The sequence below is a fragment of the Virgibacillus ainsalahensis genome (genome assembly GCF_055380755.1).
On record NZ_AP043943.1, the window covers coordinates 3734458 to 3760529 of the forward strand.

24 protein-coding genes are annotated in these 26072 nt (G+C 41.0%); 16 read left to right on the top strand and 8 right to left on the bottom strand.

Going from position 1 to position 26072, the window contains the following annotated elements; genetic code table 11:
* Nucleotide 1 precedes the first annotated feature (1 nt).
* From ACZ427_RS18540 to ACZ427_RS18560, 5 genes are all read left to right on the top strand, one after another.
* Complete coding sequence (locus ACZ427_RS18540; RefSeq protein ID WP_461177348.1) at nucleotides 2–436, top strand: hypothetical protein; 435 nt, start codon at nucleotides 2–4, stop codon at nucleotides 434–436.
* Between the two features lie 109 nt (nucleotides 437–545).
* Nucleotides 546–2477 carry an ATP-dependent DNA helicase gene (locus tag ACZ427_RS18545; RefSeq protein ID WP_461177347.1) on the top strand — a complete coding sequence of 644 codons (1932 nt, stop codon included), beginning with the start codon at nucleotides 546–548 and terminating at the stop codon, nucleotides 2475–2477.
* Between the two features lie 180 nt (nucleotides 2478–2657).
* On the top strand, nucleotides 2658–3710 hold the full coding sequence (gene desA / locus ACZ427_RS18550) for a Delta(5) desaturase DesA (protein ID WP_461177346.1): 1053 nt from the start codon (nucleotides 2658–2660) through the stop codon (nucleotides 3708–3710).
* A gap of 162 nt (nucleotides 3711–3872) precedes the next feature.
* Nucleotides 3873–5012 carry a sensor histidine kinase gene (locus ACZ427_RS18555; protein ID WP_461177463.1) on the top strand — a complete coding sequence of 380 codons (1140 nt, stop codon included), beginning with the start codon at nucleotides 3873–3875 and terminating at the stop codon, nucleotides 5010–5012.
* Entirely contained in the window at nucleotides 5009–5608 is a 600-nt protein-coding gene (locus ACZ427_RS18560) for a response regulator (RefSeq protein ID WP_461177345.1), read from the top strand. The genes ACZ427_RS18555 and ACZ427_RS18560 overlap by 4 nt, the downstream gene beginning before the upstream one ends.
* Before the next feature lie 190 nt (nucleotides 5609–5798).
* On the opposite strand, the gene ACZ427_RS18565 is transcribed toward ACZ427_RS18560, so the two are convergent.
* Entirely contained in the window at nucleotides 5799–6779 is a 981-nt protein-coding gene (locus ACZ427_RS18565; protein WP_461177344.1) for an NAD(P)H-quinone oxidoreductase, read from the bottom strand.
* A 212-nt stretch (nucleotides 6780–6991) separates the two neighbouring features.
* Between ACZ427_RS18565 and ACZ427_RS18570 the strand changes: the two genes are divergently transcribed.
* A complete protein-coding gene (locus ACZ427_RS18570; protein WP_464883591.1) occupies nucleotides 6992–7264 on the top strand; it encodes an MGMT family protein in 273 nt (90 codons plus the stop codon).
* 88 nt (nucleotides 7265–7352) lie between these two features.
* A complete protein-coding gene (locus ACZ427_RS18575; RefSeq protein WP_461177342.1) occupies nucleotides 7353–7997 on the top strand; it encodes an SDR family oxidoreductase in 645 nt (214 codons plus the stop codon).
* A 48-nt stretch (nucleotides 7998–8045) separates the two neighbouring features.
* Here ACZ427_RS18575 and ACZ427_RS18580 read toward each other — a convergent pair whose 3' ends face one another.
* From ACZ427_RS18580 to ACZ427_RS18600, 5 genes are all read right to left on the bottom strand, one after another.
* Nucleotides 8046–9122, bottom strand: coding sequence for an NAD(P)H-dependent flavin oxidoreductase (locus ACZ427_RS18580; RefSeq protein ID WP_461177341.1), 1077 nt, complete (start codon nucleotides 9120–9122; stop codon nucleotides 8046–8048).
* Between the two features lie 202 nt (nucleotides 9123–9324).
* Entirely contained in the window at nucleotides 9325–10149 is an 825-nt protein-coding gene (gene pstB, locus ACZ427_RS18585) for a phosphate ABC transporter ATP-binding protein PstB (protein ID WP_461177340.1), read from the bottom strand.
* A 483-nt stretch (nucleotides 10150–10632) separates the two neighbouring features.
* On the bottom strand, nucleotides 10633–11517 hold the full coding sequence (gene pstA / locus ACZ427_RS18590) for a phosphate ABC transporter permease PstA (RefSeq protein WP_461177339.1): 885 nt from the start codon (nucleotides 11515–11517) through the stop codon (nucleotides 10633–10635).
* Nucleotide 11518: 1 nt separating this feature from the next.
* On the bottom strand, nucleotides 11519–12475 hold the full coding sequence (gene pstC, locus ACZ427_RS18595) for a phosphate ABC transporter permease subunit PstC (RefSeq protein WP_461177338.1): 957 nt from the start codon (nucleotides 12473–12475) through the stop codon (nucleotides 11519–11521).
* Nucleotides 12476–12574: 99 nt separating this feature from the next.
* Nucleotides 12575–13594 carry a PstS family phosphate ABC transporter substrate-binding protein gene (locus ACZ427_RS18600; protein WP_461177337.1) on the bottom strand — a complete coding sequence of 340 codons (1020 nt, stop codon included), beginning with the start codon at nucleotides 13592–13594 and terminating at the stop codon, nucleotides 12575–12577.
* Between the two features lie 260 nt (nucleotides 13595–13854).
* On the opposite strand from ACZ427_RS18600, the gene ACZ427_RS18605 reads away from it, so the two are divergent.
* From ACZ427_RS18605 to ACZ427_RS18625, 5 genes are all read left to right on the top strand, one after another.
* A complete protein-coding gene (locus tag ACZ427_RS18605) occupies nucleotides 13855–14985 on the top strand; it encodes an MFS transporter (protein WP_461177336.1) in 1131 nt (376 codons plus the stop codon).
* Nucleotides 14986–15084: 99 nt separating this feature from the next.
* Nucleotides 15085–15231 carry a hypothetical protein gene (locus tag ACZ427_RS18610; RefSeq protein WP_461177335.1) on the top strand — a complete coding sequence of 49 codons (147 nt, stop codon included), beginning with the start codon at nucleotides 15085–15087 and terminating at the stop codon, nucleotides 15229–15231.
* A gap of 1103 nt (nucleotides 15232–16334) precedes the next feature.
* Complete coding sequence (locus ACZ427_RS18615; protein ID WP_461177334.1) at nucleotides 16335–16538, top strand: hypothetical protein; 204 nt, start codon at nucleotides 16335–16337, stop codon at nucleotides 16536–16538.
* A gap of 45 nt (nucleotides 16539–16583) precedes the next feature.
* The gene (gene argF, locus ACZ427_RS18620) at nucleotides 16584–17549 is read left to right on the top strand and encodes an ornithine carbamoyltransferase (RefSeq protein ID WP_461177333.1); all 966 of its coding nucleotides are present in this window, start codon (nucleotides 16584–16586) and stop codon (nucleotides 17547–17549) included.
* A 184-nt stretch (nucleotides 17550–17733) separates the two neighbouring features.
* The gene (locus ACZ427_RS18625; protein ID WP_461177332.1) at nucleotides 17734–18378 is read left to right on the top strand and encodes an SDR family oxidoreductase; all 645 of its coding nucleotides are present in this window, start codon (nucleotides 17734–17736) and stop codon (nucleotides 18376–18378) included.
* 348 nt (nucleotides 18379–18726) lie between these two features.
* Here ACZ427_RS18625 and ACZ427_RS18630 read toward each other — a convergent pair whose 3' ends face one another.
* On the bottom strand, nucleotides 18727–19788 hold the full coding sequence (locus ACZ427_RS18630) for an NAD(P)/FAD-dependent oxidoreductase (protein ID WP_461177331.1): 1062 nt from the start codon (nucleotides 19786–19788) through the stop codon (nucleotides 18727–18729).
* Between the two features lie 177 nt (nucleotides 19789–19965).
* Nucleotides 19966–20643 carry a universal stress protein gene (locus ACZ427_RS18635; RefSeq protein ID WP_461177330.1) on the bottom strand — a complete coding sequence of 226 codons (678 nt, stop codon included), beginning with the start codon at nucleotides 20641–20643 and terminating at the stop codon, nucleotides 19966–19968.
* A 783-nt stretch (nucleotides 20644–21426) separates the two neighbouring features.
* Between ACZ427_RS18635 and ACZ427_RS18640 the strand changes: the two genes are divergently transcribed.
* The 4 genes from ACZ427_RS18640 to ACZ427_RS18655 are packed head-to-tail and all read left to right on the top strand — an operon-like array spanning nucleotide 21427 to nucleotide 26057.
* A complete protein-coding gene (locus tag ACZ427_RS18640; protein ID WP_461177462.1) occupies nucleotides 21427–23832 on the top strand; it encodes a Na+/H+ antiporter subunit A in 2406 nt (801 codons plus the stop codon).
* Nucleotides 23822–24244, top strand: coding sequence for a Na(+)/H(+) antiporter subunit B (locus ACZ427_RS18645; protein ID WP_461177329.1), 423 nt, complete (start codon nucleotides 23822–23824; stop codon nucleotides 24242–24244). The genes ACZ427_RS18640 and ACZ427_RS18645 overlap by 11 nt, the downstream gene beginning before the upstream one ends.
* Nucleotides 24245–24247: 3 nt before the next feature.
* The gene (locus ACZ427_RS18650) at nucleotides 24248–24586 is read left to right on the top strand and encodes a Na(+)/H(+) antiporter subunit C (protein ID WP_461177328.1); all 339 of its coding nucleotides are present in this window, start codon (nucleotides 24248–24250) and stop codon (nucleotides 24584–24586) included.
* The gene (locus ACZ427_RS18655) at nucleotides 24579–26057 is read left to right on the top strand and encodes a Na+/H+ antiporter subunit D (RefSeq protein WP_461177327.1); all 1479 of its coding nucleotides are present in this window, start codon (nucleotides 24579–24581) and stop codon (nucleotides 26055–26057) included. Before ACZ427_RS18650 ends, ACZ427_RS18655 begins: the two co-directional genes overlap by 8 nt.
* Nucleotides 26058–26072: the final 15 nt, after the last annotated feature.

The window sequence follows — 26072 nt, forward strand, 5'->3', positions numbered from 1 at the left end:
GATGAGCTTTACATTTGCAGATTTGAAAAAGTGGAGAAAAGCAAGGAATGAAGGTTTTATCACAGCTGTGACGGGCCTGATATTACTGGTCATCGATGCTTCCGTGCAGGAGTCCATCTGGCCGGTTCTAGTGATTATAGCTTTACTTGGTTCCATTGTCGGCGCATTCCGGGGCATACACTATATGAAGCTTCCTGAGAAAGATTATATTCGTATCAAGGGTGATTACATCTCTATTTACCATGCTTTTTTTCTGCCGAGGAAAGAATTCTCTTTCCACGATATGGAGAGCTATACACAGGTTAGTACACTTATTTATCTTCATTTTAAGGATGGAAAAGAAGAACAGTTACATATCGACTGGTTATCGAAAGAATCGCTGGAAGAATTGAGAGCAATACTCTATACAAAAATAGTGGCTGAGAAAAAAGCTTGAGCCGCCACCGTTACTACCCTGATAATGTCGAGTAAAGTCAGTGTGCGTGACAGGCTTTACCTGCTGCTGTATAATTACATGTCTAATGAAATTTGAAGAGGAGTTTATAATGGTAAAAACAGGTTCACTTCCATTTACAGTAGGGAAAACAGATAACTTTTTTGACCGTTTAGGGGATTATGTCGGTGATGTTTTTTACGATATGTTGCCTGAGATGGGATACGAATTACGTGATGAACAAATTTATATGGCCTTCCAACTGGAACAGGCTTTTAAAAATAAGCGTACCATATTTGCAGAGGCGGGCGTCGGGACAGGGAAAACGCTCGTTTATTTAGTTTATGCAATCTGCTATGCCCGCCATCGGGGAAAACCGGCGATTATTTCCTGTGCGGATGAGACATTGATTGAGCAGCTTGTAAAAGAAGGCGGCGACATCGAGAAGCTGGAGACCGCACTTGGACTCCATGTTGATGTGCGTTTGGCAAAGGCAAGGGAAAACTATGTATGCATGAAAAAGCTGGACCCGCTTAGCCGGCGGACAGATGATGAGGATGTATTGCAGGTCTATGACCAGGTTCCGGATTTTGTCTTTGAAACAGGGACATCAATGCAGGCATTCGAGCGTTACGGTGACCGCAAAGAGTATCCGTGGGTCTCGAATGAGAAATGGGAAGACATCGCCTGGGATCCTCTGCAGCAGTGTTCTACCTGTGATTGGCGGCACCGAAGTGCACAGACACTTAACAGGGATTACTATCGTCACGCGACGGATATCATTATTTGCTCACATGATTTTTACATGGAGCATATATGGACAAAGGATTCCCGTAAACGTGAGGGACAGATGCCACTCTTACCTGAGGCGAGTTGTGTTGTATTCGATGAAGGACATCTTTTGGAGTTTTCCGCACAGAAAGGGTTGACCTACCGTTTTAATTTTGATGCATTGACCAATGTGCTGACAGGCTATATGAGTCAGGAAGTGCGCGAGGAATCGCTCGTCCTTGTGGAGGATATTCTGGCAATGAATGATGAATGGTTTGAAAACCTACAAGAAGCCGCTTCAAGCGTGGAAGGGTCAAACCGCCAGGAACTTACACTTTCTGAAGGAATGGTCGATATGGCGATTGACCTGCATGAAAAGGTGGATCAATTATTGGAGCAACTAGTATTTGATGCGGAGCTGTTCACAATTGATGATTACCATGTGAAAATCATTGAGGAATACCTTGAGTTCTTCTCTTACGGGTTGTCTGTCTTACTTAAAAGTGATGAGGGGATTTATTGGCTTGAGGAAAATGAAAGTACCACGAGCCTTGTCATTATGCCCCGTTTAGTTGAGGATGTTTTGAAAAAGGAAGTGTTCTCTAAAAAGATTCCGTTTATATTTTCATCAGCCACCTTATCTGAAGGAAAGGATTTTTCCTATCTGGCAAACAGTTTGGGAATTGAAAAGTATGACGCTTTTTCTGTCGATTCACCATTCGATTATGAGGCCAAAATGAGTCTGAACGGTCATATGGAAATTGACGTGCAAGGAAAATGGGAAAAAATCGGCAAGCAGTTAACAGAAAATAATGGGAAGTCATTAGTGCTGTTTTCCTCCGTTGAAGAAATGAATCAATTCCGTAATTGGGCAAAAGATCAACACTGGTCTTTCACCTGTCTCTATGAAGGAGATATGGAGATTAGTGCTACGGTACGGAGATTTCAAACCGAAGAAAACGTTGTGCTTTGTTCCTACCATTTATGGGAAGGGCTGGATGTGCCGGGAGAGGCATTGACACAGGTAATTATCTCATCCCTCCCATTCGCGCCGCAGGACCCTGTCTTTCAGGCGAAACGAAAACATGCGGCTGATGCAGACAAGGAAGTAGATATACCTTATATGCTACTGCGGCTGCGTCAGGGGATCGGCCGTCTGATCCGGACAAGTAAGGATCAAGGAACGGTTCATATATGGATGACAGAGAAAGAAAAAGAGAACTATCAACAAGCAATCGAGGAAGTAATGCCGGTTGAAATGGTCTGGCTATAGGATGGAGAACGAGCTTGAAATTTCAGGCTCTTTTTTTTCGACAGATTTCGACCGGGGTCTGGCCCCCCTCCTATCCAACATGACATTTGTCATACCTTCTTCTTGACAGTTGTGTCTTATAATCCAATTGATTTATGCGTATGATAAAGCTAGAAGATTATGTTTGATCAGGAGGAAGCTATGAGTAAACAAAAACAGGCGCAATTAAGAAAAAGTGTTACACCTTTTGCAAATTCAGATACGAGAGCAAGTATCATACAGTTAATCAATACCGTCATCCCATTTTTACTGCTTTGGTTCCTTGCATACCAGAGTCTGTCCATTTCGATTTGGTTAGGACTTGCTCTGGCAGTAGTGGCAGCAGGATTTGTTGTTCGGGTTTTTATCATTTTTCATGATTGCACACACGGGTCTTTTTTCAAAAGCAGTAAAGCGAATCGAATTGTCGGTACAATAACCGGTATTATTACGCATTTTGCCTTTGATAAATGGAAACGAAGCCATGCCATCCACCATGCGACAAGCAGTAACCTTGATAAGCGCGGTACTGGTGATGTATGGGTAATGACAGTTAATGAATATATAGAAGCATCTTTTTGGGGCAGACTAGCCTATCGCCTGTACCGGAATCCAATCGTAATGTTCGGGTTGGGGCCGCTATATCTCTTCCTTCTGTCAAACCGTTTTAACCGCAAAGGCGCAAAACAAAAAGAGCGAATGAACACCTATTTCATCAATTTTTCAATTGCAGCAATTTATGCACTGTTAATCTGGGCAGTTGGCTGGCAGGCATTTCTTATTATACAGATGCCAATCCTGTTCATCGCTGGAGCACTCGGCATCTGGTTATTCTATGTTCAGCACCAGTTCGAGGATTCCTATTTTGAAAATGAAGAGGAATGGGATTTTGTAAAAGCAGCTGTGGATGGGAGTTCCTATTATAAGCTTCCAAAGGTACTGGAATGGCTGACAGGAAGCATTGGCTATCATCATGTGCATCACTTGAGCCCCAGGGTTCCCAATTACAACCTGGAAAAAGCACATGAATCGACGCCACCACTGCAAAAGGCGACAACTATTACACTCGCGTCAAGTCTGAAATCGATTCGCTTCCGGCTCTATGATGAAGCGAACAAATCATTTGTCAGCTTCCGTGAAGTTAAGAGTCTTTTGCGAAAAAGAAAAGTAGGTATCCAGATTAACAATCAACCGACAGGCCTCCAGGAGAAATAGAATAATTTTAACGAAAGCCCTTCGATCATGTATTGTTGGGCTTTCTTTTTGGCCAGGATAGAAGAGCCGATACATAAGCTTAGACTAAATATTTTTACTTTAAGACATAGCGAAAATCTAAGTTTTCTAATATACTTTAAGGAAGTTGGGAGGGGGGTTATGATGCAGAGCTGGTATCACATTTTTCCAAAAAACACGGGGCTTAGTGCCTTTGCGTGGATTATCTTTTGTGTTTTGCCATTTTATTTTGTATTTCGTTCATCAGGGACAATGGAAATCATTTTTGGTATCTTCATGATTTTACTATTTTTTATCACATACAGAGTCTCTTTCCTGTCCCGGGAATGGACGTGGACCGTTTATTTGTCTGTAAGCATCAATATGGCAATAAGCATAATGATGACTGTGTTTTGGGGCTATGTTTATTTTGCTCTCTTTTTAGCTTTCTACATTGGGAATATTGAACATAAGGGTGGGTTTATCACCTTATATGTCGTTCACCTTGTTACAACGATTGGAGCAGTGAGCGTCAGTTTTTTTACACAAAGCGAATTTTTCTATTCCCAGCTCCCATTCACATCCATTGCGATTATTGGTGTGAGCCTGTTGCCGATTACCCTGTATAACCGTAACAAGCGGGAAAGACTGGAAGGGCAATTAAAGGATGCGAATAAAAAAATCTCGCAGCTGGTTGTTGTGGAAGAGCGTGAGCGGATTGCCCGTGATCTGCATGATACATTGGGACAGAAGTTGTCTCTCATCGGTCTAAAAAGCGATCTCGCCAAAAAACTGATTACAGCTGACCCTGATACTGCAAAATCACAAATTAACGATATCCATCAAACAGCAAGAATGGCTTTAAAGGAAGTACGCGAAATGGTTTCTGATATGAAAGGCGCAAAACTGAAAGATGAAATAACTCGTGTCCGGGAAATTTTAAAAGCTGCTCAAATTGATGTTCGCATTGAGGGAAATCCTGAGCTGGAACATACGCCTTTATTAGTTGAAAATGTGCTTAGTATGTGTTTAAAGGAAGCTGTAACGAATGTTGTTAAGCACAGCCAGGCATCTTTCTGCAATATCCTGATTTCACATTCCTCAACGGAAGTAATGGTAAAAGTGAAAGACGATGGAATTGGTATTACGGAACGAATTGTTTTCAAGGAAAATGGCCTTCAAGGAATGAAGGAGCGTCTGGAGTTTGTGAATGGCAGCTTACATATAGAATCATCGGAGGGCACAACGCTTATCATACGGGCGCCACTAGTGATTCAACAGCCTGATGAGGAGGAATTGAAATGATCCGAATTGTAATTGCAGAAGACCAGGGGATGCTGCTTGGGGCATTAGGTGCTTTGCTTGATTTGGAGGAAGATATGGAAGTTGTCGGAAAAGCAAGGAACGGCGAAGAAGCACTAACTCTAGTCAAACAACGACAACCAGATGTCTGTATTATGGATATTGAAATGCCACTGAAAAGCGGACTTGATGCTGCAGAGGAATTGACAGACCACCCCTGTAAAGTGATTGTACTCACAACTTTTGCAAGAACCGGTTATTTCGAACGTGCTCGTAATGCAGGGATTAGTGGTTATTTACTAAAGGACAGTCCTAGTGAGGAACTGGCTAATGCGATTCGAACCATCATGAATGGCAGAAAAGTGTATGCCCCGGAACTCGTTGACATGGCGTATGATAATGCAAATCCTCTGACAGAGCGGGAGGAGCAGGTAATCAGACTTATTGCCGAGGGGAAAAATACCAAGCAAATTGCGAAGGAGCTTTATATTACGAATGGCACTGTCCGTAATTACGTTTCCGTTATCCTGGATAAGCTGAATGTGAGTAATCGAATTGAAGCAATCTCCCGTTTCAAGGAGAATGGCTGGTTTAAATAGTGCATCTTTAACAAAAAGGGAGCAAACTCACTGATTGTTGCGCACTTTATGTCGATATTTCCCGGGAAATAAAAAATAGGCTGTCTAGTGGTGGAGAGAATTTTGACAGCTTTGCATAATTTGTGCAATGTCATAAGGGCAACCCTCTATATATAAAAAACGGACAGCAACAGCACTGCCCGCTTTCCTTTTATTCTTCAACTTTCAATATAATTTTGCCGATGTTTTTATTGTTTTCCATATGTTGATGTGCCTGTTGTATATCTTCAAGCGCAAAGACACGGTCGATGACAGGTTTGATTGTTCCCGCCTCAAACATTTCCATCGTTTTTGTTGCAAATTCATGTGAAAGATCTGCTTTATATGCATCACTTCTTGGTGTAAGCAGTGTACCTTGCAGGAGAACACGTTTGCTCATGAGATCTCCTAAATTCACCTTGTTGAGTTCTGATCCACCTAGCAATCCAATCAGAACCCAGCGGCCATCCACGCTGATACTGTTTAGATTCTTGTCCCAATAGGAGGCGCCAATAAAGTCAAGAATGAGATCAACACCCTGTCCATCGGTGGCTTTCTTCACTTCCTCATCGAAATGCTGCTCCTTATAGTTGATTACGGTATCTGCACCTAAGGATTGGCAAAACTTAAGCTTTTCTTCGGAGCCTGCAGTTGTAATCACATTGGCTTTGCCCAATTGTTTGGCGAGCTGGATAGCCGCTGTTCCAACACCGCTTCCACCTGCATGAATCAGTACGGTTTCATTCTCGCGCAAATTACCGAGTAAGAATAATGTCTGATATGCAGTCAGGAATACTTCCGGAACGGCAACCGCTTGCTCAAATGAAAGATTTTCCGGAATAATCATCGCCCTCTCAGCAGGCATTACTGCATATTCCGCATAACCACCGCCATTTACAAGCCCCATTACAGGCATGCCGGTTTTATCATCTGCTCCAGGTCCAGTTTCTTCAACAACACCTGCAACTTCAATACCTAGAATCGGGTTGTTCATATACCCTGAACGTCCTTTACGACTGATGATATCTGTCCGGTTAACAGCTGCAGCTTTTACTTTAATCAATAATTCACCTTGCTTTACTTTGGGCTTTGGCTGTTCTGACATCTGTAATTGTTCGGCCCCGCCAGGCTGTTTCACAATGATTGCTTTCATACGAATCCCTCTTTTACAGTTATATTTATTCTTAGAACAATGATAACAGGCAATGGCATTTCCCGCTTGATAGAGGTGTTATACTATTGGGTAGCGGGGATCTAGCATTTTTTCGATTAAACGTTACAAGCGTTATAAAGGAGAGATAGACGTTGAAAACCTTTACTGAAAATGTCATTCATATCATCAGAGAAATACCTGAAGGGAAAGTGATGACATATGGTCAGATTGCCCGGGCAGCAGGAAGCCCGCGTGGTTCCAGACAGGTTGTTCGGGTACTGCATTCCATGAGCAAAAAATATGAGTTGCCCTGGCACCGGGTGATTAATGCAAAAGGACAGATTGCCATAAAAAGTGAAAAAATTGCAATGGAACAGCAAATGAGGCTGGAAGGTGAAGGTGTGGAGGTTCGTGGTACAGGAAATGTGGATCTGAAAATATATCAATACCATCCCGACGACGTAAGTGTAGACAGGGAAGATTAGCAGATACATGGCCAAGCCCTTTACTTGCTACCCTATCATTGCTATGAAATAATCAAAATATAAATAAAATACAAAGGGGATATGCCAAGTGAAAGTTCTTGTAATTGGTGCGAATGGACAGATTGGAAACCATCTTATCAATCAACTGAAAAGCAGCAATGAACATACTGTAAGAGCGATGGTAAGGAAGGAAGAACAGGCACAAGACCTTAAACAATCCGGCGTGGAAGCTGTCGTGGCTAATTTGGAGGGCAGCGTGGATGAGATTTCAGAAGCGGCAAAAGGTTGTGAAGCAGTTATCTTTACAGCCGGTTCAGGAGCCCATACAGATGCAGATAAAACGTTATTAATCGATCTTGACGGGGCAGCTAAATCAGTGGAAGCTGCTGAGCAGGCTAGAGTAAAGCGTTTTATTATGATCAGTGCAATCCAGTCAAATAAAAGAGAATATTGGCCTGAAAACATTGCCCATTATTCAGCAGCCAAGCATTATGCGGACAGAATGGTCGAAGCAAGTGATTTAGTATATACAATTCTGCGCCCGGGCGCACTATTAAATGAACCGGGTACAGGAAAAATCGCTGCTGCTGATTTTGTAGATACAGGTTCCATTCCACGTGAAGACGTGGCCAGTACTGCGATTGCAGCATTAGATGAAGAAAACACATATAAACGTGCTTTCGATCTTACAACAGGTGAAACAGCGATTGCGGATGCGTTAAAACATATTTAAAACATTAAAAATAAAGGCACATCTCATAGAGGTGTGCCTGTTATATCTCTAAAGATCTATATTCATTTTTTTAGCTTCAGTAATCATATTTGCCATTAAGGTTTGAACGGTTTCATGCTTAGCCAGCCCCGGACTTTGACCAGATAATAATAGCATATATTCTGGATTATTTTGTGATTGAGAAGCCTTTACAATAGGCTGGGCCAATACACGGTGAATTGGAAAGTCTGGAAAAACACCTTCGTGTTTCTGCAAATCGGAAACAAATGAATTCTTGATTGCTCTTGCAAACTTGCCTGTGAATGACCGTGTCAATACAGTTTGTTCTTTACTGGTATCAAGAATGGCTTCCTTATGGAGAGGGTGTGCTCCACTCTCAATAGTAGTCAAGAAAGCTGTGCCCATCTGTACACCTTTTGCACCTAAGCAAAGGGAAGCCGCCAACCCTCTTCCATCCATAATCCCTCCAGCAGCAATAATAGGGATTGTTACATGATTTGCTGCTTGTGGAAGAAGTGACATTAAACCAATTAAGCTTTCCTCTACTTCACCCGCAAAAGTCCCCCGATGTCCACCAGCTTCACTTCCTTGAACAACAACAGCATCTAATCCGGCGTTTTCTATTTCCACTGCTTCATGGACTGTTGTAGCTGTTCCTATGACTATTATTCCGTTTCCTTTTAATTTAGTAATTACTTCTTTTGGTGGAATACCGAAAATAAAGGAACAAACAGGGACCCTTTCTTCCGCTATAATTTCAACTTTCTCCTGAAAACTTTCATAATTTCTCTTTGAACTCGGAAGATCAACTTCATTTTGTTGTATATCTAACTTCCTGAAAAGAGGATCTAATAGTTTCGTCGTTTCTTCAATTTCACTATCTGAAGTAGTAAATTCCCCTGGAACAAATAAATTTATGCCGAAATTATTGGATGTAAGCTGCTTTACTTCCCTGATTTGTTCTCGCATTTGATTAGAAGGCATACCACCCACCCCAATCATGCCAAGGCCTCCAGAATTGGAAACCTCAGATACTAATGTTGATGTTGTTATTCCTCCCGCCATTGGTGCTTGTATAATCGGGTACTTAATTTCCAGAAGCTCTGTAATTTCATTTGTTAACATAAATGACACCTCCGTATTTGTATGACCCAACTAAATCGTTTATTGCTAGTTTATCTTATAAATATATCACACAAGTACAACACTTTTTAAATAAAACTAGTATTCCGTTGAGCTAGTTACGTATATTTTTTCATAAATGGGCGGGGACTATTGCATAAAAAAACTGTCCATCCCTCCTGGGGGATAGACAGGCATTTATAATTCACCCGAAACGCCCGGAAATATAATCCTCGGTACGACTGTCAGCCGGGTTTGTGAATACTGCATCGGTTTTATCAAACTCAACAACTTCCCCATTAAGGAAAAATGCTGTCTTATCTGAAATACGTGCAGCCTGCTGCATGTTATGGGTGACAATGATAATAGAGTATTCTTTTTTTAGTTCCTGGATTAATTCTTCAATGCGTAGTGTTGATTTTGGATCAAGTGCGGATGTTGGTTCATCCATTAAGATGACTTCCGGTTCAATTGCTAGACAACGGGCAATACATAGACGCTGCTGTTGCCCACCAGAAAGACCATATGCATTTTCATTTAAACGGTCTTTTACCTCATCCCATAAGGAAGCACCTGTCAGACTTCGTTCGACGATTTCATCCAAGATTTTTTTATTGCGGATTCCGTGTATTTTTGGACCGTATACCACATTTTCATAAATGGATTTTGGAAATGGATTCGGTTTTTGAAAGACCATTCCTACACGGGTTCTTAAATCTTCCACTTTGAAAGACCTATCCAGGATGTTTTTATTATTATAAGCAATTACACCGCTTGTCCGAACGCTTGGGACAAGTTCAACCATCCGATTCAATGATTTAATATAGGTTGATTTTCCACAGCCGGAGGGTCCAATAATTGCGGTCACTTCTTTTTCATGAATAGACAGGTTTATATCCTTTAAAGCATGTGTTGATCCATACCATAGATTAAAGTCCTTCGTGTCATAGACAATATTTTTATTCGTATCTGTATCATTGGATGATTGCGGATTAATGTTTACTTTTTGCTTCTCTGAGACTAGACTCATCTTTTCACTCCTTTTAGATTTTAGACAGTTTTCGTAAATTCTGTTGTTTTTTATCCATAACAGTTGAAATAAACTGTGACATAACTTGAAGAGAAGGTGGATACTTAATCCCCGCTGCGGAAATACACTTCGCTTTCCGCGGGCGGCTGTTGAGCCTCCTCGTGCTATCGCACTGCGGGGTCTCACCGATGCCTTTTCTCCCGCAGGAGTCTTCGTGTATTTCCTCCGCTTGTAAGATACTGTAACTTCATCAAAATACTTATATTGCTTGATTATATAACAAACATAGCCTTATGATGGTTGATTTTCGCTGCGAACCGTTGACTCCTCGAAAATGTGTACAAATTTTCTTCGTGCGATGTAACGCTGCCGAAGTTTTCCTTGTCCTCCTCAGAATAGCACGTGTCTGAAGACCCCACAGCGGTGAATTAAAGAACATAGGCTAAGAACGCCCCGTCCCAATCTTTTAGAAAACGCGCATTTTTAATACCTTTGCTGAAATTTATTTCTGATGATGATGGCAATCGAGTTCAACAGAAATAGGAGTACTAGCAATACAATGATTGTTGCAGATGCTAAAAATGCATATTCATCAACCAGGGCAGAGTCAAGTGTCCAATAATAAATCTGCATCGGCATTGCTGTAAATGTGTCAAACAAACCTTCCGGAAATGGAATTAATAATGCTGGTATTCCAAGAACTGTTAACGGAGCCGTTTCTCCAATGGCGCGAGATAGAGCTAGAATCGATCCTGTCAATATGCCCGGCAAAGCTGCAGGCAAAATGATTTTTTTAACAGTCTGCCATTTCGTTGCACCCATTCCGTAAGATGCTTCACTTAAGTGCTGGGGTACTGCACGAACTGCTTCTTGTGCTGCGACAATAACAATCGGTAATACAAGCAGGGATAATGTTAGTCCACCAGCTAAAACGACGTTACCAAAATCCATTAATCGTACAAAAACGGTTAACCCCAAAAGCCCGTATACAATCGAAGGCACACCTGACAAGTTGGAAATATTTGTTGTAATAAAAGATTGAATCTTTCCTTTTTTTGCATATAATTCCAAATACAGGGCTGTACCAATACCTACAATCAACGTAACCGGAATAACAACCAGCATTAACCAGGAAGTTCCGAGGATTGCCCCCATAATACCTGCACGATCAGGATCCGTTGACAGTCTTCCGGTAAGGAAATCCCAATTTATCCAGGCCAGCCCTTGTGTCAGTACCCGAATGATCAAGACAGCCAGTACAAACAAACCAAATAATGTCGCGAGTAAGAAAACGCCTTGTAATACATTGTTTTTCCGGACACGGCCATTCATTTTCTTTTGAACTTGTTCTATATCCACATATTTCATTCTAATATTCCTCCCTAAACTTACGAGAGATATATCTTGCAAGCAGATTCATGATAAGTGTAAATACAAAAAGTGTCAGTGCCACAGCATATAAGCTGTAATATATCGTAGAGCCTGCAGGTGCTTCCCCGCCGGATACTTCAACAATATATGCAGTCATTGTCTGCATCGATTGTGTAATGTCGAAAGTAAAGTTTTTGGAACTTCCACTGGCAATTGTTACAATCATCGTTTCACCGATTGCCCGGGAAATACCTAGAACGAAGGAGGAGATAATTCCGGATAAAGCAGCAGGGATGACCACTTTGAATGTAACTTCCAGTTTTGTTGATCCTAATGCTAAAGCGCCCTCGCGCATTGAATTCGGAACAGATGTCATAGCATCTTCAGAAAGGGAAGCGATCATTGGTATAATCATTACCCCCATAATAAGTCCAGGGCTGAGTATATTCGTTGCTTCCACAGCAGGAAAAATTGCCCGGATAACTGGGGTTATGAATGTAAATGCGAAAAAGCCATACACAATGGTAGGAATACCTGCGAGGATTTCCAACATTGGTTTCAATGTTCTCCTGACTTTATCTGATGCATACTCACTTAGATAAACAGCTGTCATAATCCCAATCGGCCCTGCTACTAGCATTGCAATGATAGAGGAGATAATCGTACCGTTTATCAGTGGTAATATTCCGAAGTCAGGGTCTTGACTTAATGGATTAAGTTCCGTTCCTGTAAAGAAGTCCCAAATAGGCACCCTTTTGAAAAATTCAATTGCTTCCGATAATAAGGTATAAAGAATTCCTAGTGTTGTCAGTACAGAAATAAATGCAATTAGAAATAGAATGATAGGCACCAATTTTTCCGTGATGTTGGAAATACTCCTGGCCGCTTTCTTCTCAGCAATCATTTCTCTGACATTCGCAGCGTCTTTCTTGTTGGGATCGCTGTTTCTTGCCATTTCGTGAAGCCCCTTTCCAGTGCGTATAACTGACAATAAGATGAGAGCATTCTGTTGCTCTCATCTTATAATCGTTACATATCAATTTTGTAGTAATAATTATTGTTGAAGACCTTCAATTTCCTCAATTTGTGATTGAACTTCTTCTTCAGGGATTGGAGCAAATCCAGTTTCTCCTGCAAAATCATTAGTATTATTCATTACGTAAAGTGCATAATCCATTACTTGTGCTTTTTCTTGAGCCATGTTCGGATTCAAATAAGTGAAAACTGGACGGGTGAAGTTAGCGTATGGACCATCTTCTGCAATTGTATCAAGTGATGGTTGAACTGGACCTTCACCGAAGTCAATGCCTACTGCCTGTAAGCTGTCCTGGTTGCTATCATAGTAACCAAAGCCAAAGAATCCAATGGAGTTTACATCTTCAGAAACCAGTGTAACTAGTGTTGAATAATCTTGTTGAAGATTAATATCCTCGACTAAATCTTGTTCTTCAAGAATGGTTTCATAAAAGAACTCATACGTACCATGGTTTTCGTTTGGACCGTACGTATTGATTTTTTCATTTGGCCATTCAGAGTTGATGTCAGACCAGTTCGTATATTCTCCAAGGAAAATGCCTTTTATCTCATCTTCCGTCATTTCAGTAGCCCAGTCGTTGTCCGGGTGGATAGCAATGGTTAGTCCATCTAATGCTAATTTCATTTCAAATGGTTCAAATCCTGATTCTTGCGATGCTGTAAGCTCTTCCTCTTTGATTGTACGGGATGCGTCGTTAAAATCTGTTTCTCCTTCTACAAACCTTTCAAAACCAGCGCTTGTACCTGCGCGGCTTACTTCAACAGATACGCCTTGTTGTTCATTTACCATATATTCTTCCGCTAATCTGGACATTAACGGATAAACCGTTCCTGATCCATCAATGACAACACTGCCTTCCAATTCTTCGGATTCTCCGTCACTGGATTCGCTGTTCTCTTCTGAAGACGAAGTTTCAGCATTATCGCCTGAAGTTGTTTCTTCTGATGCTGTTTCCTCTGCATCTGATCCCCCGCATGCTACAAGTACGATTGCCAGTGCAGCTGCTACTAGTAATACTAGATATTTTTTGAACTTCATGAAAATTGTCCTCCCCTATGCAACATTTTATGATGGAGCGATTTCCGCCCTCAGTTGCTAGTATAGTTGGTGAACTTTAAGTAAGTATGTTGTTAATGTAAATATTTTGTAAATTTATAGAACTTGTTTACTAGATTTATGGATTTTTAACGGACTTCTTTGAATTTGTCAAAAATATGAAAGGTGGTTTTTCTAAGGGGGTTGGCAGCGACTTTATGTGTTTTGTGATGTATAATATAGGATGAAAGAGAGATGATTGAATGACTAAAATACTATATTTTGTGATTGTCGTGTCATTTTTAGATACTTTTATTCAATTACCTATTATTACTCCATATGCGTTGGAATTAGGAGCTTCCCATTTTATGGCAGGAGCTATTGTAGCGGTCTATTCACTTACGAATATGATTGCTAATATATTTGGCGGACATTGGATTGATCTGTTCGGCCGAAAGAAAGTACTATTCTCCGGTATGCTTTCCGGTGCAGTGATATTATTCTTTTATCCATATGCTCAGTCAGGAGAACAGCTTTTCTTTATTCGACTGCTCCACGGTGTGGCAGGCGGGGTGTTGATCCCTGCAGCTTTTGCCTATATTGGTGACCAGTCAAGAAAAGGTAAACGGGGAAAAGCGATGGCCTTGACCGGTGCCTGTATAGGTATTGCGGCAATCGCTGGACCGGCAATCGGTGGAATAATGGCTGCAAGGTCTGAGATTGACTATGTATTCTGGATGGTTGGCATTCTGTTTCTGATTAGCTCTGTACTGATTGCTGTATTTGTGGAAGAGTCCTTTAAAGCTGGAGAAAGAAATAGAGTAACCCTGAAACATTTTATTCCATTATTAAAGCAGCCATTACTAATACAGGCTTCCTTGGCCGCCTTTGCACTTATGGTGAGTAATGGAACACTGGCATTTGCATTGCCATTGAAAGTAGGGGAAATGGGGCTGGATTCCAGTACGACCGGTATGCTTTTAAGTACATTCGGAATTGTGGCTGTCATTATCTTTGTCTCACCTTTAAACCGGATATATGACAAATTTAAACCTATTCATTTGGTTGTGATGGGACTGACAATGATAGGTCTTGTCCATCTCACACTGAATTTTATTGCTATTGCGTGGATCGGCTTTCTATTAATGGTTGTTTACGGAATCGGTTTTGCCTTCGTATTTCCTTCCATGAACCAGATCGTGACAGAGGTTTCTTCCAAGGTTGACAGAGGCAAGGCGTATGGAATCTTCTATGCCTTCTTTTCGTTGGGCTCGGTGGCTGGATCAAGTATATCCGGTGCTACTTCAGAAGTATTCGGTCTGCCTTTTACATCAAGCGCGACAATCATGCTGGGGATCAGCGTCATTTTATTATTCATGTCCAGAAAAAACTGAACTAATTCGCAGCCGGTTTTTGTCATCTGGTCTCTGCATAAATTCACCTTTCGTTTCAAAGGCTATATATAAGCTTTGAAGGAAAGGAGTACGAGGCGGATGGTTAATAAGGAAAAGGAATTTAATAATATGTTTAAAAAGAATGAACAGAGCGGCGAACGTCGCAATGGGCGCAAGAGTCAATTTAAAAATCATAATGCACAGGAAAATGAAGCCCCGAACGAGTACATTAGTAAAAAGGACTAAAACAAAAAAGCAGTATGATACCTCGATTGGTGTCATACTGCTTTTTAGCAGTTAAGAAAGCATAAAACTGTCTTACTGCATAAGTGCGGGATTTGGCTTTATCGCCATAAAGCTTGGGCGTTTAGCCAAGTTTGGTAAGAAACCTACTTGGTGGCTAAGAGCATGCCGCCATAATCTATAATGAAAATAGCTAATTTAACCAGAAAACTGTTCTCTAAACAGTGGGACTGCGATTACTCGTCCCATCAAAAGATATGTTATTTTTGACGTAAAAGATATAAAAGACGACGTATCTTTATCGTGATTTTGCTTCTTCCATTTCTTTTGAACCCTAGTGTTATCACAATCGCTTCGGCAGAATACTTCGCTTTCCGCGGGCACGGCTTCAGCCTCCTCGCGGAAGATCGCCGCTGCGGGGTCTTACGTAAAGTGCTGTTCCCGCAGGAGTCTACGTATTCTGCCTACGCTGGGAGTGGTGTCCTGATTATAGAAAGGATAAAGCTCATAGAATTTATGTTTCATGAACGTATTCTCCCTTAAAACAGAAAGCTATTCTAAGCTGCTAAAAAAATGCGAGACTCCTAAGGGAAAAGGAACAGTCTGAAGACCCCGCAGTGAGCGAATTAAAGAACATAGGCTAAGAACGCCCCGTCCTGGGGCAACGCCTATGTGACCAACATCGTGTTGGCCCGAGGCTGAAGCGTTCCCCGTGGAAAGCGAGTGTTTTTTAAGCAGCGTTGCATTAGCACCTATTTTGTAAGGGATGAAAGGAAATCACTGTTAAATTACTTCGTCTTTTATATCAACACCGACATTTAATAGTTGTTTCATACAAAAGTAAAAAATTTGGTAGTATACATTTTTACTACAATGTAAGCCGGTTCCAGTGAAAGTGGAGTACCCCCGAGCTTTTGTTTTTTAAAATAAATATATTTAAATTTTTTTGTGTTTTCTATTGAATTATTATACAAAATGATGCATAATAATTCATAACAACTTAGACGAGAGGAGTATTTAATTTTAGTGAAGGTAAAATTGTTATAGTATATTCCGGAGCTTGATACTTCTGTCGGGATTAAATGGTTACAGAATAAATATGATACTTGCCGGATTTAACCCTGGAAGAGTTCCAGAATTTCTCTCAACTGATTGAAGCGGACATTTTTGATGTACTTACACCAGAAGCGGTTGTTAATGCACGTAATGTTGCAGGGGGGACGGCAAAAAACCCGTATAAAACACCAGCTGAAAAAGCAGCTCAGTTGTTTGATGCTACAGAAGAATGGATTCAAAATCATGAAAAATAATCGGGGAGAAGGAAATTATTAATGCAGGGAAAGGGTGAATGTGATATGGAATCGGTACAGGAGAAAGAATTTAGTATTCATAATCAGCTGGTTGGACGTGATTTCCTGACACTTGCTGATTTTACAAAAGAAGAACTCAGCTATCTGCTGGAATTAGCTCATCATTTGAAGAAACAGCACAAACTTGGTAAAAATGAACAACCTTTAAAAGGAAAAACGCTTGGTATGATTTTTGAAAAGTCTTCCACGAGAACGCGCGTATCTTTTGAATCTGGAATTTATCAATTGGGAGGCATGGGGCTTTTCCTGAATTCGAATGACCTTCAGATTGGCAGAGGAGAACCAATCTCAGATACAGCTAAAATACTTTCCGGATATTTGGACGGTATTATGATCCGGACTTTTTCACAAAATATGGTGGAGGAACTGGCAGAAAATGCGCATATTCCGATTATCAATGGGTTAACAGATATGTACCATCCATGCCAAGTGATGGCAGACATGCAGACCATACAGGAAGTGAAAGGCGGACTTAATGGTGTAAAAGTTGCCTATATTGGAGATGGAAACAATATGGCTCATTCCCTAATGCTCGGCTCAGCTATTATGGGTATGGACATTAGCATTGCAGCACCGGATGGATATCAGCCAGATATTGGAGTAACACAGAAAGCAGAGCAGCTGGCCAAATCTTCGGGAAGTAAAGTGGAAGTGACGACAAACCCACAGGAAGCAGCAGAACAGGCAGATGTTATCTATACAGATGTCTGGGCAAGTATGGGGCAGGAAGAGGAACAAGCGTTACGAGAAGAAAAGTTTGCCGGTTTTCAGGTGAATGAGGAGTTATGTTCCTTTGCTAAAAGCGATGCCGTGGTGCTGCATTGTCTTCCAGCACATCGTGGGGAGGAAATTACAGCTGAAGTCCTGGACGGAAAGCAATCTGTCGTCTTTCAGCAGGCAGAAAATCGGCTGCATGCACAGAAAGCGTTGATGGCAGTTTTGATGGGATGAATGCGTTGGGGTTTTTAAAAAATATTTTTCAATAGTAGAATCAGGCTTCCACTCTAGAGGGTGCCTGATTTTTGTTTTGACCTTTAGGCTAGTTTATTTTCATTCATAATCGAATGGTTTGCTAATGTGTTACTGGTATGCCACAATCTAATTATTATAAATTTCAAAAAATGGAGGGTGTTTTGTGAAAGTTCTTGTGATAGGAGCCAATGGTCAAATCGGAAAGCATCTTGTCAATATATTGCAGGATAGCGCGGAGCACAGTGTAAGGGCAATGGTGCGAAAGGAAGAACAGGAAATGGAACTGAGGCAATCCGGTGTTGAATCCGTGTTAGCCGATTTGGAAGGAAGCGTGGAGGAAATTGCAGATGCAGCAAAAGGCTGTGATGCAATTGTCTTTACTGCTGGGTCAGGTGGAAGTACCGGTCCGGATAAAACATTATTGGTTGATCTGGATGGAGCTGTGAAATCGATTGATGCAGCTGGAAAGGCAGGAGTGAAACGGTACATCATGGTTAGTGGTCATCAGGCACATAATCGAGAGAACTGGTTTGAGGAACTTAAACATTATTATGTTGCTAAGCATTATGCAGACAGGACGCTTGAGGAAAGTGGTCTGACGTACACGATTGTGCGTCCTGGTTATCTTCAAAACGTACCAGGAACAGGAAGGATTTCCGCAGCTAAAAATCTGGAGCGTGGTTCTATCCCCCGTGAAGATGTGGCGCGTACAATTGTGACGGCATTAGGTGAGGAAAATACATTTAATCGTTCGTTTGATCTTATAACAGGAGATAAGCCAATTGTGGATGTATTGAATACTTTGTGAGAATGAAAACAAGGGGGAAAGGCTTCTGAATTTAAACCCAAAAGCCTTTTGGAATTATATAAAATCATGAAATTTTCTGCGAGAATTATACGGGCGTGTTTCTCTGCCCTTAGAAGATAGGATTTCTATAACATATACAAAAGGACAGCGGCAAGACAGACACTTACTTTTGCAAGAAATCGCATGGTGCACCTCCTGGGGTGATGTAATGTTATCTTCTGATTAAATCTTAACAGGTAGACATTAAGGAAGTGCGAAGTTCAGGTAAATTTTCGGTGAAGATTTGGAAATGAAGTACTTAAAAAGCCATGTTCTTAAGTTTTAAAGTACATGGCTCTTTCTAATGGATTAATGTCGCTTATTTAACCACAGCAAACCAGATTTAGCCAAACGGGGGAGGTAGCCGGTTACTGATTTTTGCATCATATCTCCAAAGCCGTCCGATTTTCCGAGCGATCCGAGTGTACCTTTTAATTTAATCGGTTTTGGCTTTTTCGGTGTTTTATCTGTCAGTACTGCAGCAAGCACATCAATAATCTGCTCACCCTGTTGCCCTGCAAGTTGTCCACTTGGGGAGTGTTCCGATGATGCACAGTCGCCTACGACATATACATTTTGCTGCTCAGGCACTTGGTAATAGTCGTTTACTACAATTTTGTCCTGAACATCTTTTTCAAAAGGAAGTTCTCTTACCAGATAATTCGGCCGAACCCCTGCTGTCCAGATGGTTACATCATCAATATAGCATAGACCATTATTACAGACGCCATTTTTTTCCACATATTCTACATTGGAGTGATGGAATACGTTCACTCCATTTTTCGAAAACCAGTCTGCCACATGGGCCTGAATTTTCTCATCGAATGCTTTTAAAACGGATGACCCCCTGTCGAGCAGTCGGATGTTCAGATCGGATCTGCTTTCCCGAATTTCCGCTGCTACTTCAATCCCGCTTAAACCTGCACCTACAATGGTTACATTTCCATTAGCTCTGCAGTTCCCTACTGCCATACCGGTTTTCCTAGCCTTTGAGAAGGTCTGTACACTATGTGTAAATTCCTCTGCTCCAGGAACTCCATGATAATTGTCTTCGCATCCCAAGCCAATGACCAGGTAATCATAGGGAATAGGATCAGTTTTACCGTCAACTAATATCTGTTCATTGCTTGTGTCGATTTTTGTTATTTCACCATACACCGTCGTGAGGCGTTCATTGGTCGGAAAATTTTCACGGTTGTCGATATCAGCAGCTGTTCCTGCTGCAACTGTATAGAATTCTGTTTTTACAGAATGATACGGATTTCTGTCAATTAGTGTAATATCAATATCCTCAGGGAGCTGTTCCTCCAGAAGACCATAAATGATTTTCAGGCCGCCATAGCCTCCACCTAAAACGACTAACCTTTTCATAACATTACCCCCATTACTAATAATTACATGAAACTTTCTGCTTGACCCAATACAAGGGTACCAAAAAAGTCCTCCACTAACCAGCCGGAATTCATAGGGATGTCGAAATATCAGGTTTAAAGTGAAGACAAATTTAAAAAGGGCTGCTCCCATATTTACAGGTGCAGCCCTCATTCATTAACTTCTGACATTCGGTGGTTCTTTCATAACGCCTGTTATTTTATCTTCCGATACATGAACCTGGCATGTTTTGCCGTCTTTGTTTACGAATTTAAATACTCCATTGTTAAAGTCTGTGCCAATTTCCTTATAGAAAATGCCTTCATAGAGATTCTTTTTGGATCTTGCAAATCCAAGCCGGTATTTATCTCCATCCTGCTGCAGAAAAGCACGTACTCCTTTTTCATAGGAAGTATCAGCTGTACTTTTTAGAGTTCTGTCTATCGATACGATATGGATATCAACGAAAGTCATTTGGCGTAAAAGCGCATTTGAAAAGGAACCCTTTGTGATTTCTTCCCATCTTTTTTGTGGACTTTGGCCAATAACGATTTGTGTAATATTATAGTTATGAGAAAACTCTGCAATCACCTTGCTGGAAGGACGTTTATCGTTATCCCGGATAATGAATTCATCTACATCCAACTCTTCACATAAATCCTTCCAATGCTCGACATAACTGGTCTTGTCAGCATCAAATTCGTCAAATGGCAATGGGTCAACAGTTAATACATACAAAGGACAATCAAGCATATTCGCCAGCTTGTGGCCGCGTTTGATCAGTCTTTCGCCATTAGGGCCATAGTATACACAGACGAGAATACTTTCGTCCATCCGGCCTTTTACCTTTCTCATGACGGCAATCACCTCTTTAAATGTTCATGTAATACGTTTATTCAGTAATACTTTTTTCGTTAGGGACGGTTTAAACTGTATTATTGTAACACGAGAATTGGCTTTGTCAAACCCCAAATTATAACTTCGATTTTCGTGCTACTTTACCCGTCTTTTCTGTGTTCATCCCAACTTTCATATATCATAAGCCATGTATGAAAAAAATACTAGGGGTAAAAGCGTTTTAGCATGCTTTTTATATCATTTAAGAAAGTATAAAATTTTGGCAGCAAATCAATTCCTTGTCAGTAAATGCCACGTCCAGCTCCAGTCCCTCGAGGTCTGAAGTAAGAACTCCCTCATGAGCAAAGAACGCGCATGTTGAGTTCTTACTTAAAGCTATGCCTTAGGGTGTTCAAGGCGCTTGCTTGCGCTTTTGCTCTAGACATATACTACAGCATTATAAATGCAATGAAATTCAGTTTTGTGTATAATAAAACTATTAATGTTTTTCGTTTATTAAACGCAATCAATGTCTTATCCTCTCCAGGATCCGAGAAAGGACTTTTCATCGTATATGCCGCTCTAAATTAGTGGGTGGTCTCCTTTGAACATGAATTTTTTTTAATTCCACCAGCCTCAGTTTTTCTCAAGTGTCCCTCTGCCTTTGTAGCAGGCATTAATAAAACTTTTCAACTTAATTTATGCACTTTAATGAGTATGTGGAAGAAAGAAACGTCCTATTGTCCTGGTTTTTATATTGCTTTTTATCAACGTGAACAGAGTATGAACGGAGGTTTGAATTTGTTAACAGCGGTTATCGCGATTATTGTTCCTTTTTTAGTTGCCGCAATGATCCCTTTATTAAATAAACGTGTAAAACAATTACATATTGGCTGGTTTATTCTTCCGTTTCCGGTGGCATTGTTTCTTCTGCTAATTCGTTATATTCCATCCATCGCTGACGGAGAAACGTATTTGCATACAATCAATTGGATCCCTTCATACGGTATAAACTTCACAACTTATCTTGACGGACTCAGTATGATTTTTGGATTATTGATTACTGGTATTGGAGCACTGGTTATTCTCTATTCTATCTACTATTTATCCCCCGAGGAATCATTTACGCACTTTTATATTTATTTAATGTTATTTATGGGATCGATGCTTGGGGTCGTATTTTCAGATAACATGATGGTTTTATATGTCTTCTGGGAATTAACCAGTATTTCATCTTTCCTCTTAATTGCTTTTTGGTTTCACCGGAAAAGGTCAAGACAGGGTGCAAAGAAGTCTTTGCTTATCACCGTAAGTGGTGGATTTGCGATGCTTGTTGGTTTTATTATGCTGTCTGTTATGACAGACACTCTAAGTGTACGTGAGACCATTTCAGTGATCTCTGAGCATACGGACCATACGTTGTTTGTGCCTGCAATGTTATTGATTCTTTTAGGCGCATTTACTAAATCTGCGCAGTTTCCATTTCATATCTGGCTGCCTGATGCGATGGAAGCCCCAACACCAGTCAGTGCCTATTTACATTCCGCAACAATGGTGAAAGCCGGGATTTATCTGGTAGCGCGCTTTACACCGGTATTCGGTGGGGAGGAAGCATGGTTCTGGCTTGTCAGCGGTGTTGGATTGTTGACATTATTCTGGGGGTCCTTTAATGCTGTAAGACAAACGGATCTTAAGGCACTGCTTGCCTATTCAACGGTTAGTCAGTTAGGTATGATTATGTCCATGTTTGGAATTGGTTCTGCCGCGCTTCATTTTGGATATTCTACAGACTCTGTTGTCTATACGTCAGCGACATTTGCTGCACTATTCCATCTTGTGAACCATTCCACTTTTAAGGGAGCACTTTTCATGATAATCGGAATTGTAGACCATGAATTGGGTACCCGTGATATCCGCAAGCTTGGAGGGTTGGTTACATTGATGCCAATCACCTTTACAATTGCACTGATAGGGAGCTTTTCCATGGCTGGCCTGCCCCCTTTTAATGGATTCCTGAGTAAGGAAATGTTTTTCACTTCGCTACTGAATATAAACGAGTTAAGTGCTTTCTCATTAGATACATGGGGCCTCTTGTTTCCAATTATTGGATGGGTGGCAAGTGTTTTCACATTTATCTATTGTATGATTATTGTTTTTAAAACGTTTTTCGGACCTTATCGGGAGGAAAAGCTTGAACGTCCAGCAAAGGAGCCTCCTGTGGGGATGTTAATTGCACCAGGAATACTGGGGCTGCTAGTTATTGCCATTTTCTTCTTTCCGAATGTGTTAGGAGATAACCTGTTGCATCCGGCAATTGCCGGGATTTTTCCAGCCTTTCCAGCAAGTGAATTGGGTGTAAGTATTTCAGCATGGCATGGCTTTAATATGGAATTATTTATGACATTCGGGGTTGTGGCTTTTGGAATCATCATGTATTTAACACTCCACTACTGGAAAGGTATCTACAACCTGTTTCCGGAGAAATGGACATTTAACGAGTTATACAGTTTTGCCCTTGATCAGCTGGAAGAGAAATCAAGTGTTGCAACAAAAGTGTATATGACGGGATATTTACGTGATTATTTCGTATATATTTTCTTGTTTTTTATTGTGTTGATTGGAGGTACCATGGTCTTCACAGGGGCGTTTGATTTTGAAATATCCGGGAACGCACCAGTTACTGCCTATGAATGGATCATCGCGCTTGTTATGATGATTGCCGGAATTTCAATTCTTTTTGCCAAATCAAGACTGACAGCTATTTTGCTTAACGGGGTGCTAGGTTATTCGATTGCAGTGTTCTTTGTTTTATTACGCGCGCCGGATCTGGCACTTACCCAATTGGTGATTGAGACGGTCACAACTGTCTTATTCCTGGTTAGTTATTATTTCTTGCCGGAATGGGAAAGAGAGGATGCTCCGAGGCGGTCAAAAAGCCTGAATGTAATTATTTCCATTTCCTTCGGGGCGATTTTTACAGTGATCGCACTTGCTGTGCAAAATGGAAGGCTGTTTGAAACAATATCTTATTTTTATGAAAACGCCTATGAACTGGCGGGAGGAGATAATATTGTTAATGCAATTTTAGGTGATTTCCGGGCATTTGATACGATGCTTGAGGTGGTTGTACTCCTCATTGCAGGAATTGGTGTATATGCCTTTATCAAGCTGAAATCCGGAAAGGGGGATGACAGCCTTGAAGATTAATGATGTTATATTGCATGCAGTAACGAAGATAGTCGTATTTATTATATTAACGCTTGCGGTGTATTTATTTCTATCTGGCCACAATAATCCTGGTGGAGGATTTATCGGGGGACTGGTTCTGGCCTCCGCCCTTGTTCTCCTTTTTCTGGCCTTTGATATGGAGACAATAAAGGATGCAATCCCATTTGATTTTAAGCGGGTTGCAGCAATTGGGGCATTAATCGCTGTCGGTACCGGTTTTGGTTCGATTTTCCTGGGTGAGCCTTTCTTAAGTATGGCTTTTGGTTATTTTGACCTTCCTTTTTTTGGTGAAACTGAACTCGCCACAGTGACACTTTTTGAAGTTGGTGTAGCATTAGTTGTTGTAGGTGTAGTTGTAACAATTATTCTAAGTATCGGGGAGGATGTATAAGCTATGGAAACGTTGATAACCATCCTGGCAGGTGTGCTGGTATCAGTGGCTACCTATCTGATTCTCTCCAGAAGTGTAATTCGGGTTATTTTAGGAACGGCTATTCTCTCCCATGCTGCGCATCTCTTGATTATGACAATGGGCGGATTGAAAACGGGGAGTGTTCCGCTTTTGGGAGAAGATGCTTCGTCTTATACCGATGCTTTACCACAGGCATTGATATTAACCTCTATTGTCATTAGTTTTGCTGTTACGGCATTATTGCTTGTATTGGCATTTCGTTCGTATCAGGAGTTGGGAACAGATAATCTTCATAAAATGAGAGGTTTTGATGATGAGTAATTTGCTTGTACTACCAATGGTTCTCCCTATCCTGATTGGTATTATCCTGATTTTTTTCCGTCATTATATACGAGTTCAAAGATGGTTAAGTTTCAGTGTCATGATTGCCAACATCGTAATTAGTATTTATATATTGAATCAACTACAGACAGATGGAGTATTACGGCTGGATTTTGGCGGTTGGGAGCCACCTTTTGGGATACTCTTTGTAGCAGATTCTTTTTCCATGCTTCTTGTCCTGACAACAAGTATTGTAACAGCAGTCTGCTTGCTTTATGCCTTTTCCTCGATTGGGGAAAAGCGGGAAAAGATGTTTTTTTATCCATTTGTGAATTTCCTTGTAGCAGGTGTAAATGGTTCCTTTTTAACCGGAGACTTCTTTAATCTCTATGTCAATTTTGAAATCATGCTTCTTGCTTCTTATGTGCTCATTGCGCTTGGCGGTGAAAAGGTACAATTTAGAGAATCAATCAAATATGTAGTCATTAACGTGGTTTCCTCTTTCTTCTTCCTGATTGGGATTGCTTATTTGTATGGAACGTTAGGTACATTGAATATGGCACATATATCCCAGCGTGTTGCTGAATCCGGCCAGACACCGTTATTGACGGTAATTGGTATCGTATTTCTGGTTGTTTTCAGTTTGAAAGCAGGGCTCTTGCTTTATTACTGGCTTCCTGGTTCCTACAGTGCGCCACCGACAGCGGTCGCTGCTTTGTTTGGTGCACTCCTGACAAAAGTCGGGATCTACGCCATGTTCCGTGTGTTTACACTCATTTTTTATCATGAACCTTCCATCACCCATACGATGATAGGTGTCATGGCTGCACTAACCCTGATAGGGGGAAGCATTGGAGCTATTGCCTATAAAGATATCCGTCTGATTGTTTCGTATAATGTGGTGATAGCGGTTGGTTTCATTTTAGTGGGGCTCGCTGTGGCTACACCGTTGGCAATCGAAGGATCTATCTATTATTTAATCCATGATATGATTGTAAAAGCTTTATTATTCCTGGTTGGCGGTACGATGATTGCATTGACAGGCACCGCAAGAATCGATTATATGAGTGGACTTATCCGGAACTATCCTTTACTGGCCTGGATATTTTTCATTGTATTGATGTCTCTGGCTGGTATTCCGCCGCTTAGTGGATTTATAGGGAAAGTACTGGTAGGGCAGGGGGCAGTTGAATCAGGTGCATATCTTTTACTTGCCCTTGCATTTCTGTCTAGTATATTTGTCCTGTATTCATTGCTGCGTGTATTCCTAAACTGTTTCTGGGGTGAAACAATCATCAGTGAGGAAGATGAACTGCCAATGAAAAACGGCTGGATCATCCCATGTGTCCTGCTTACAATTGGTACGATTGGATTAGGATTGGGATCAGAACCGCTTGCTGCTTATGTTACAGACGCAGCAAATACTTTATTAAACCCCGATATCTATATTGATGCAGTGATGAACAATTGATGTTGGGGCGTTATT

Bases quoted from the DNA above. Each gene is read 5' to 3' on its own strand.
- ACZ427_RS18565 (WP_461177344.1), bottom strand. From the start codon at position 6,779: ATGAAAGCAATCATTGTGAAACAGCCTGGCGGGGCCGAACAATTACAG.
- ACZ427_RS18560 (WP_461177345.1), top strand. From the start codon at position 5,009: ATGATCCGAATTGTAATTGCAGAAGACCAGGGGATGCTGCTTGGGGCA.
- pstA (WP_461177339.1), bottom strand. From the start codon at position 11,517: ATGAAATATGTGGATATAGAACAAGTTCAAAAGAAAATGAATGGCCGT.
- ACZ427_RS18600 (WP_461177337.1), bottom strand. From the start codon at position 13,594: ATGAAGTTCAAAAAATATCTAGTATTACTAGTAGCAGCTGCACTGGCA.
- ACZ427_RS18570 (WP_464883591.1), top strand. From the start codon at position 6,992: ATGACATATGGTCAGATTGCCCGGGCAGCAGGAAGCCCGCGTGGTTCC.
- ACZ427_RS18545 (WP_461177347.1), top strand. From the start codon at position 546: ATGGTAAAAACAGGTTCACTTCCATTTACAGTAGGGAAAACAGATAAC.
- pstC (WP_461177338.1), bottom strand. From the start codon at position 12,475: ATGGCAAGAAACAGCGATCCCAACAAGAAAGACGCTGCGAATGTCAGA.
- desA (WP_461177346.1), top strand. From the start codon at position 2,658: ATGAGTAAACAAAAACAGGCGCAATTAAGAAAAAGTGTTACACCTTTT.
- ACZ427_RS18580 (WP_461177341.1), bottom strand. From the start codon at position 9,122: ATGTTAACAAATGAAATTACAGAGCTTCTGGAAATTAAGTACCCGATT.
- ACZ427_RS18650 (WP_461177328.1), top strand. From the start codon at position 24,248: ATGGAAACGTTGATAACCATCCTGGCAGGTGTGCTGGTATCAGTGGCT.
- ACZ427_RS18635 (WP_461177330.1), bottom strand. From the start codon at position 20,643: ATGAGAAAGGTAAAAGGCCGGATGGACGAAAGTATTCTCGTCTGTGTA.
- ACZ427_RS18605 (WP_461177336.1), top strand. From the start codon at position 13,855: ATGACTAAAATACTATATTTTGTGATTGTCGTGTCATTTTTAGATACT.
- pstB (WP_461177340.1), bottom strand. From the start codon at position 10,149: ATGAGTCTAGTCTCAGAGAAGCAAAAAGTAAACATTAATCCGCAATCA.
- ACZ427_RS18540 (WP_461177348.1), top strand. From the start codon at position 2: ATGAGCTTTACATTTGCAGATTTGAAAAAGTGGAGAAAAGCAAGGAAT.
- argF (WP_461177333.1), top strand. From the start codon at position 16,584: ATGGAATCGGTACAGGAGAAAGAATTTAGTATTCATAATCAGCTGGTT.
- ACZ427_RS18630 (WP_461177331.1), bottom strand. From the start codon at position 19,788: ATGAAAAGGTTAGTCGTTTTAGGTGGAGGCTATGGCGGCCTGAAAATC.
- ACZ427_RS18555 (WP_461177463.1), top strand. From the start codon at position 3,873: ATGCAGAGCTGGTATCACATTTTTCCAAAAAACACGGGGCTTAGTGCC.
- ACZ427_RS18610 (WP_461177335.1), top strand. From the start codon at position 15,085: ATGGTTAATAAGGAAAAGGAATTTAATAATATGTTTAAAAAGAATGAA.
- ACZ427_RS18655 (WP_461177327.1), top strand. From the start codon at position 24,579: ATGAGTAATTTGCTTGTACTACCAATGGTTCTCCCTATCCTGATTGGT.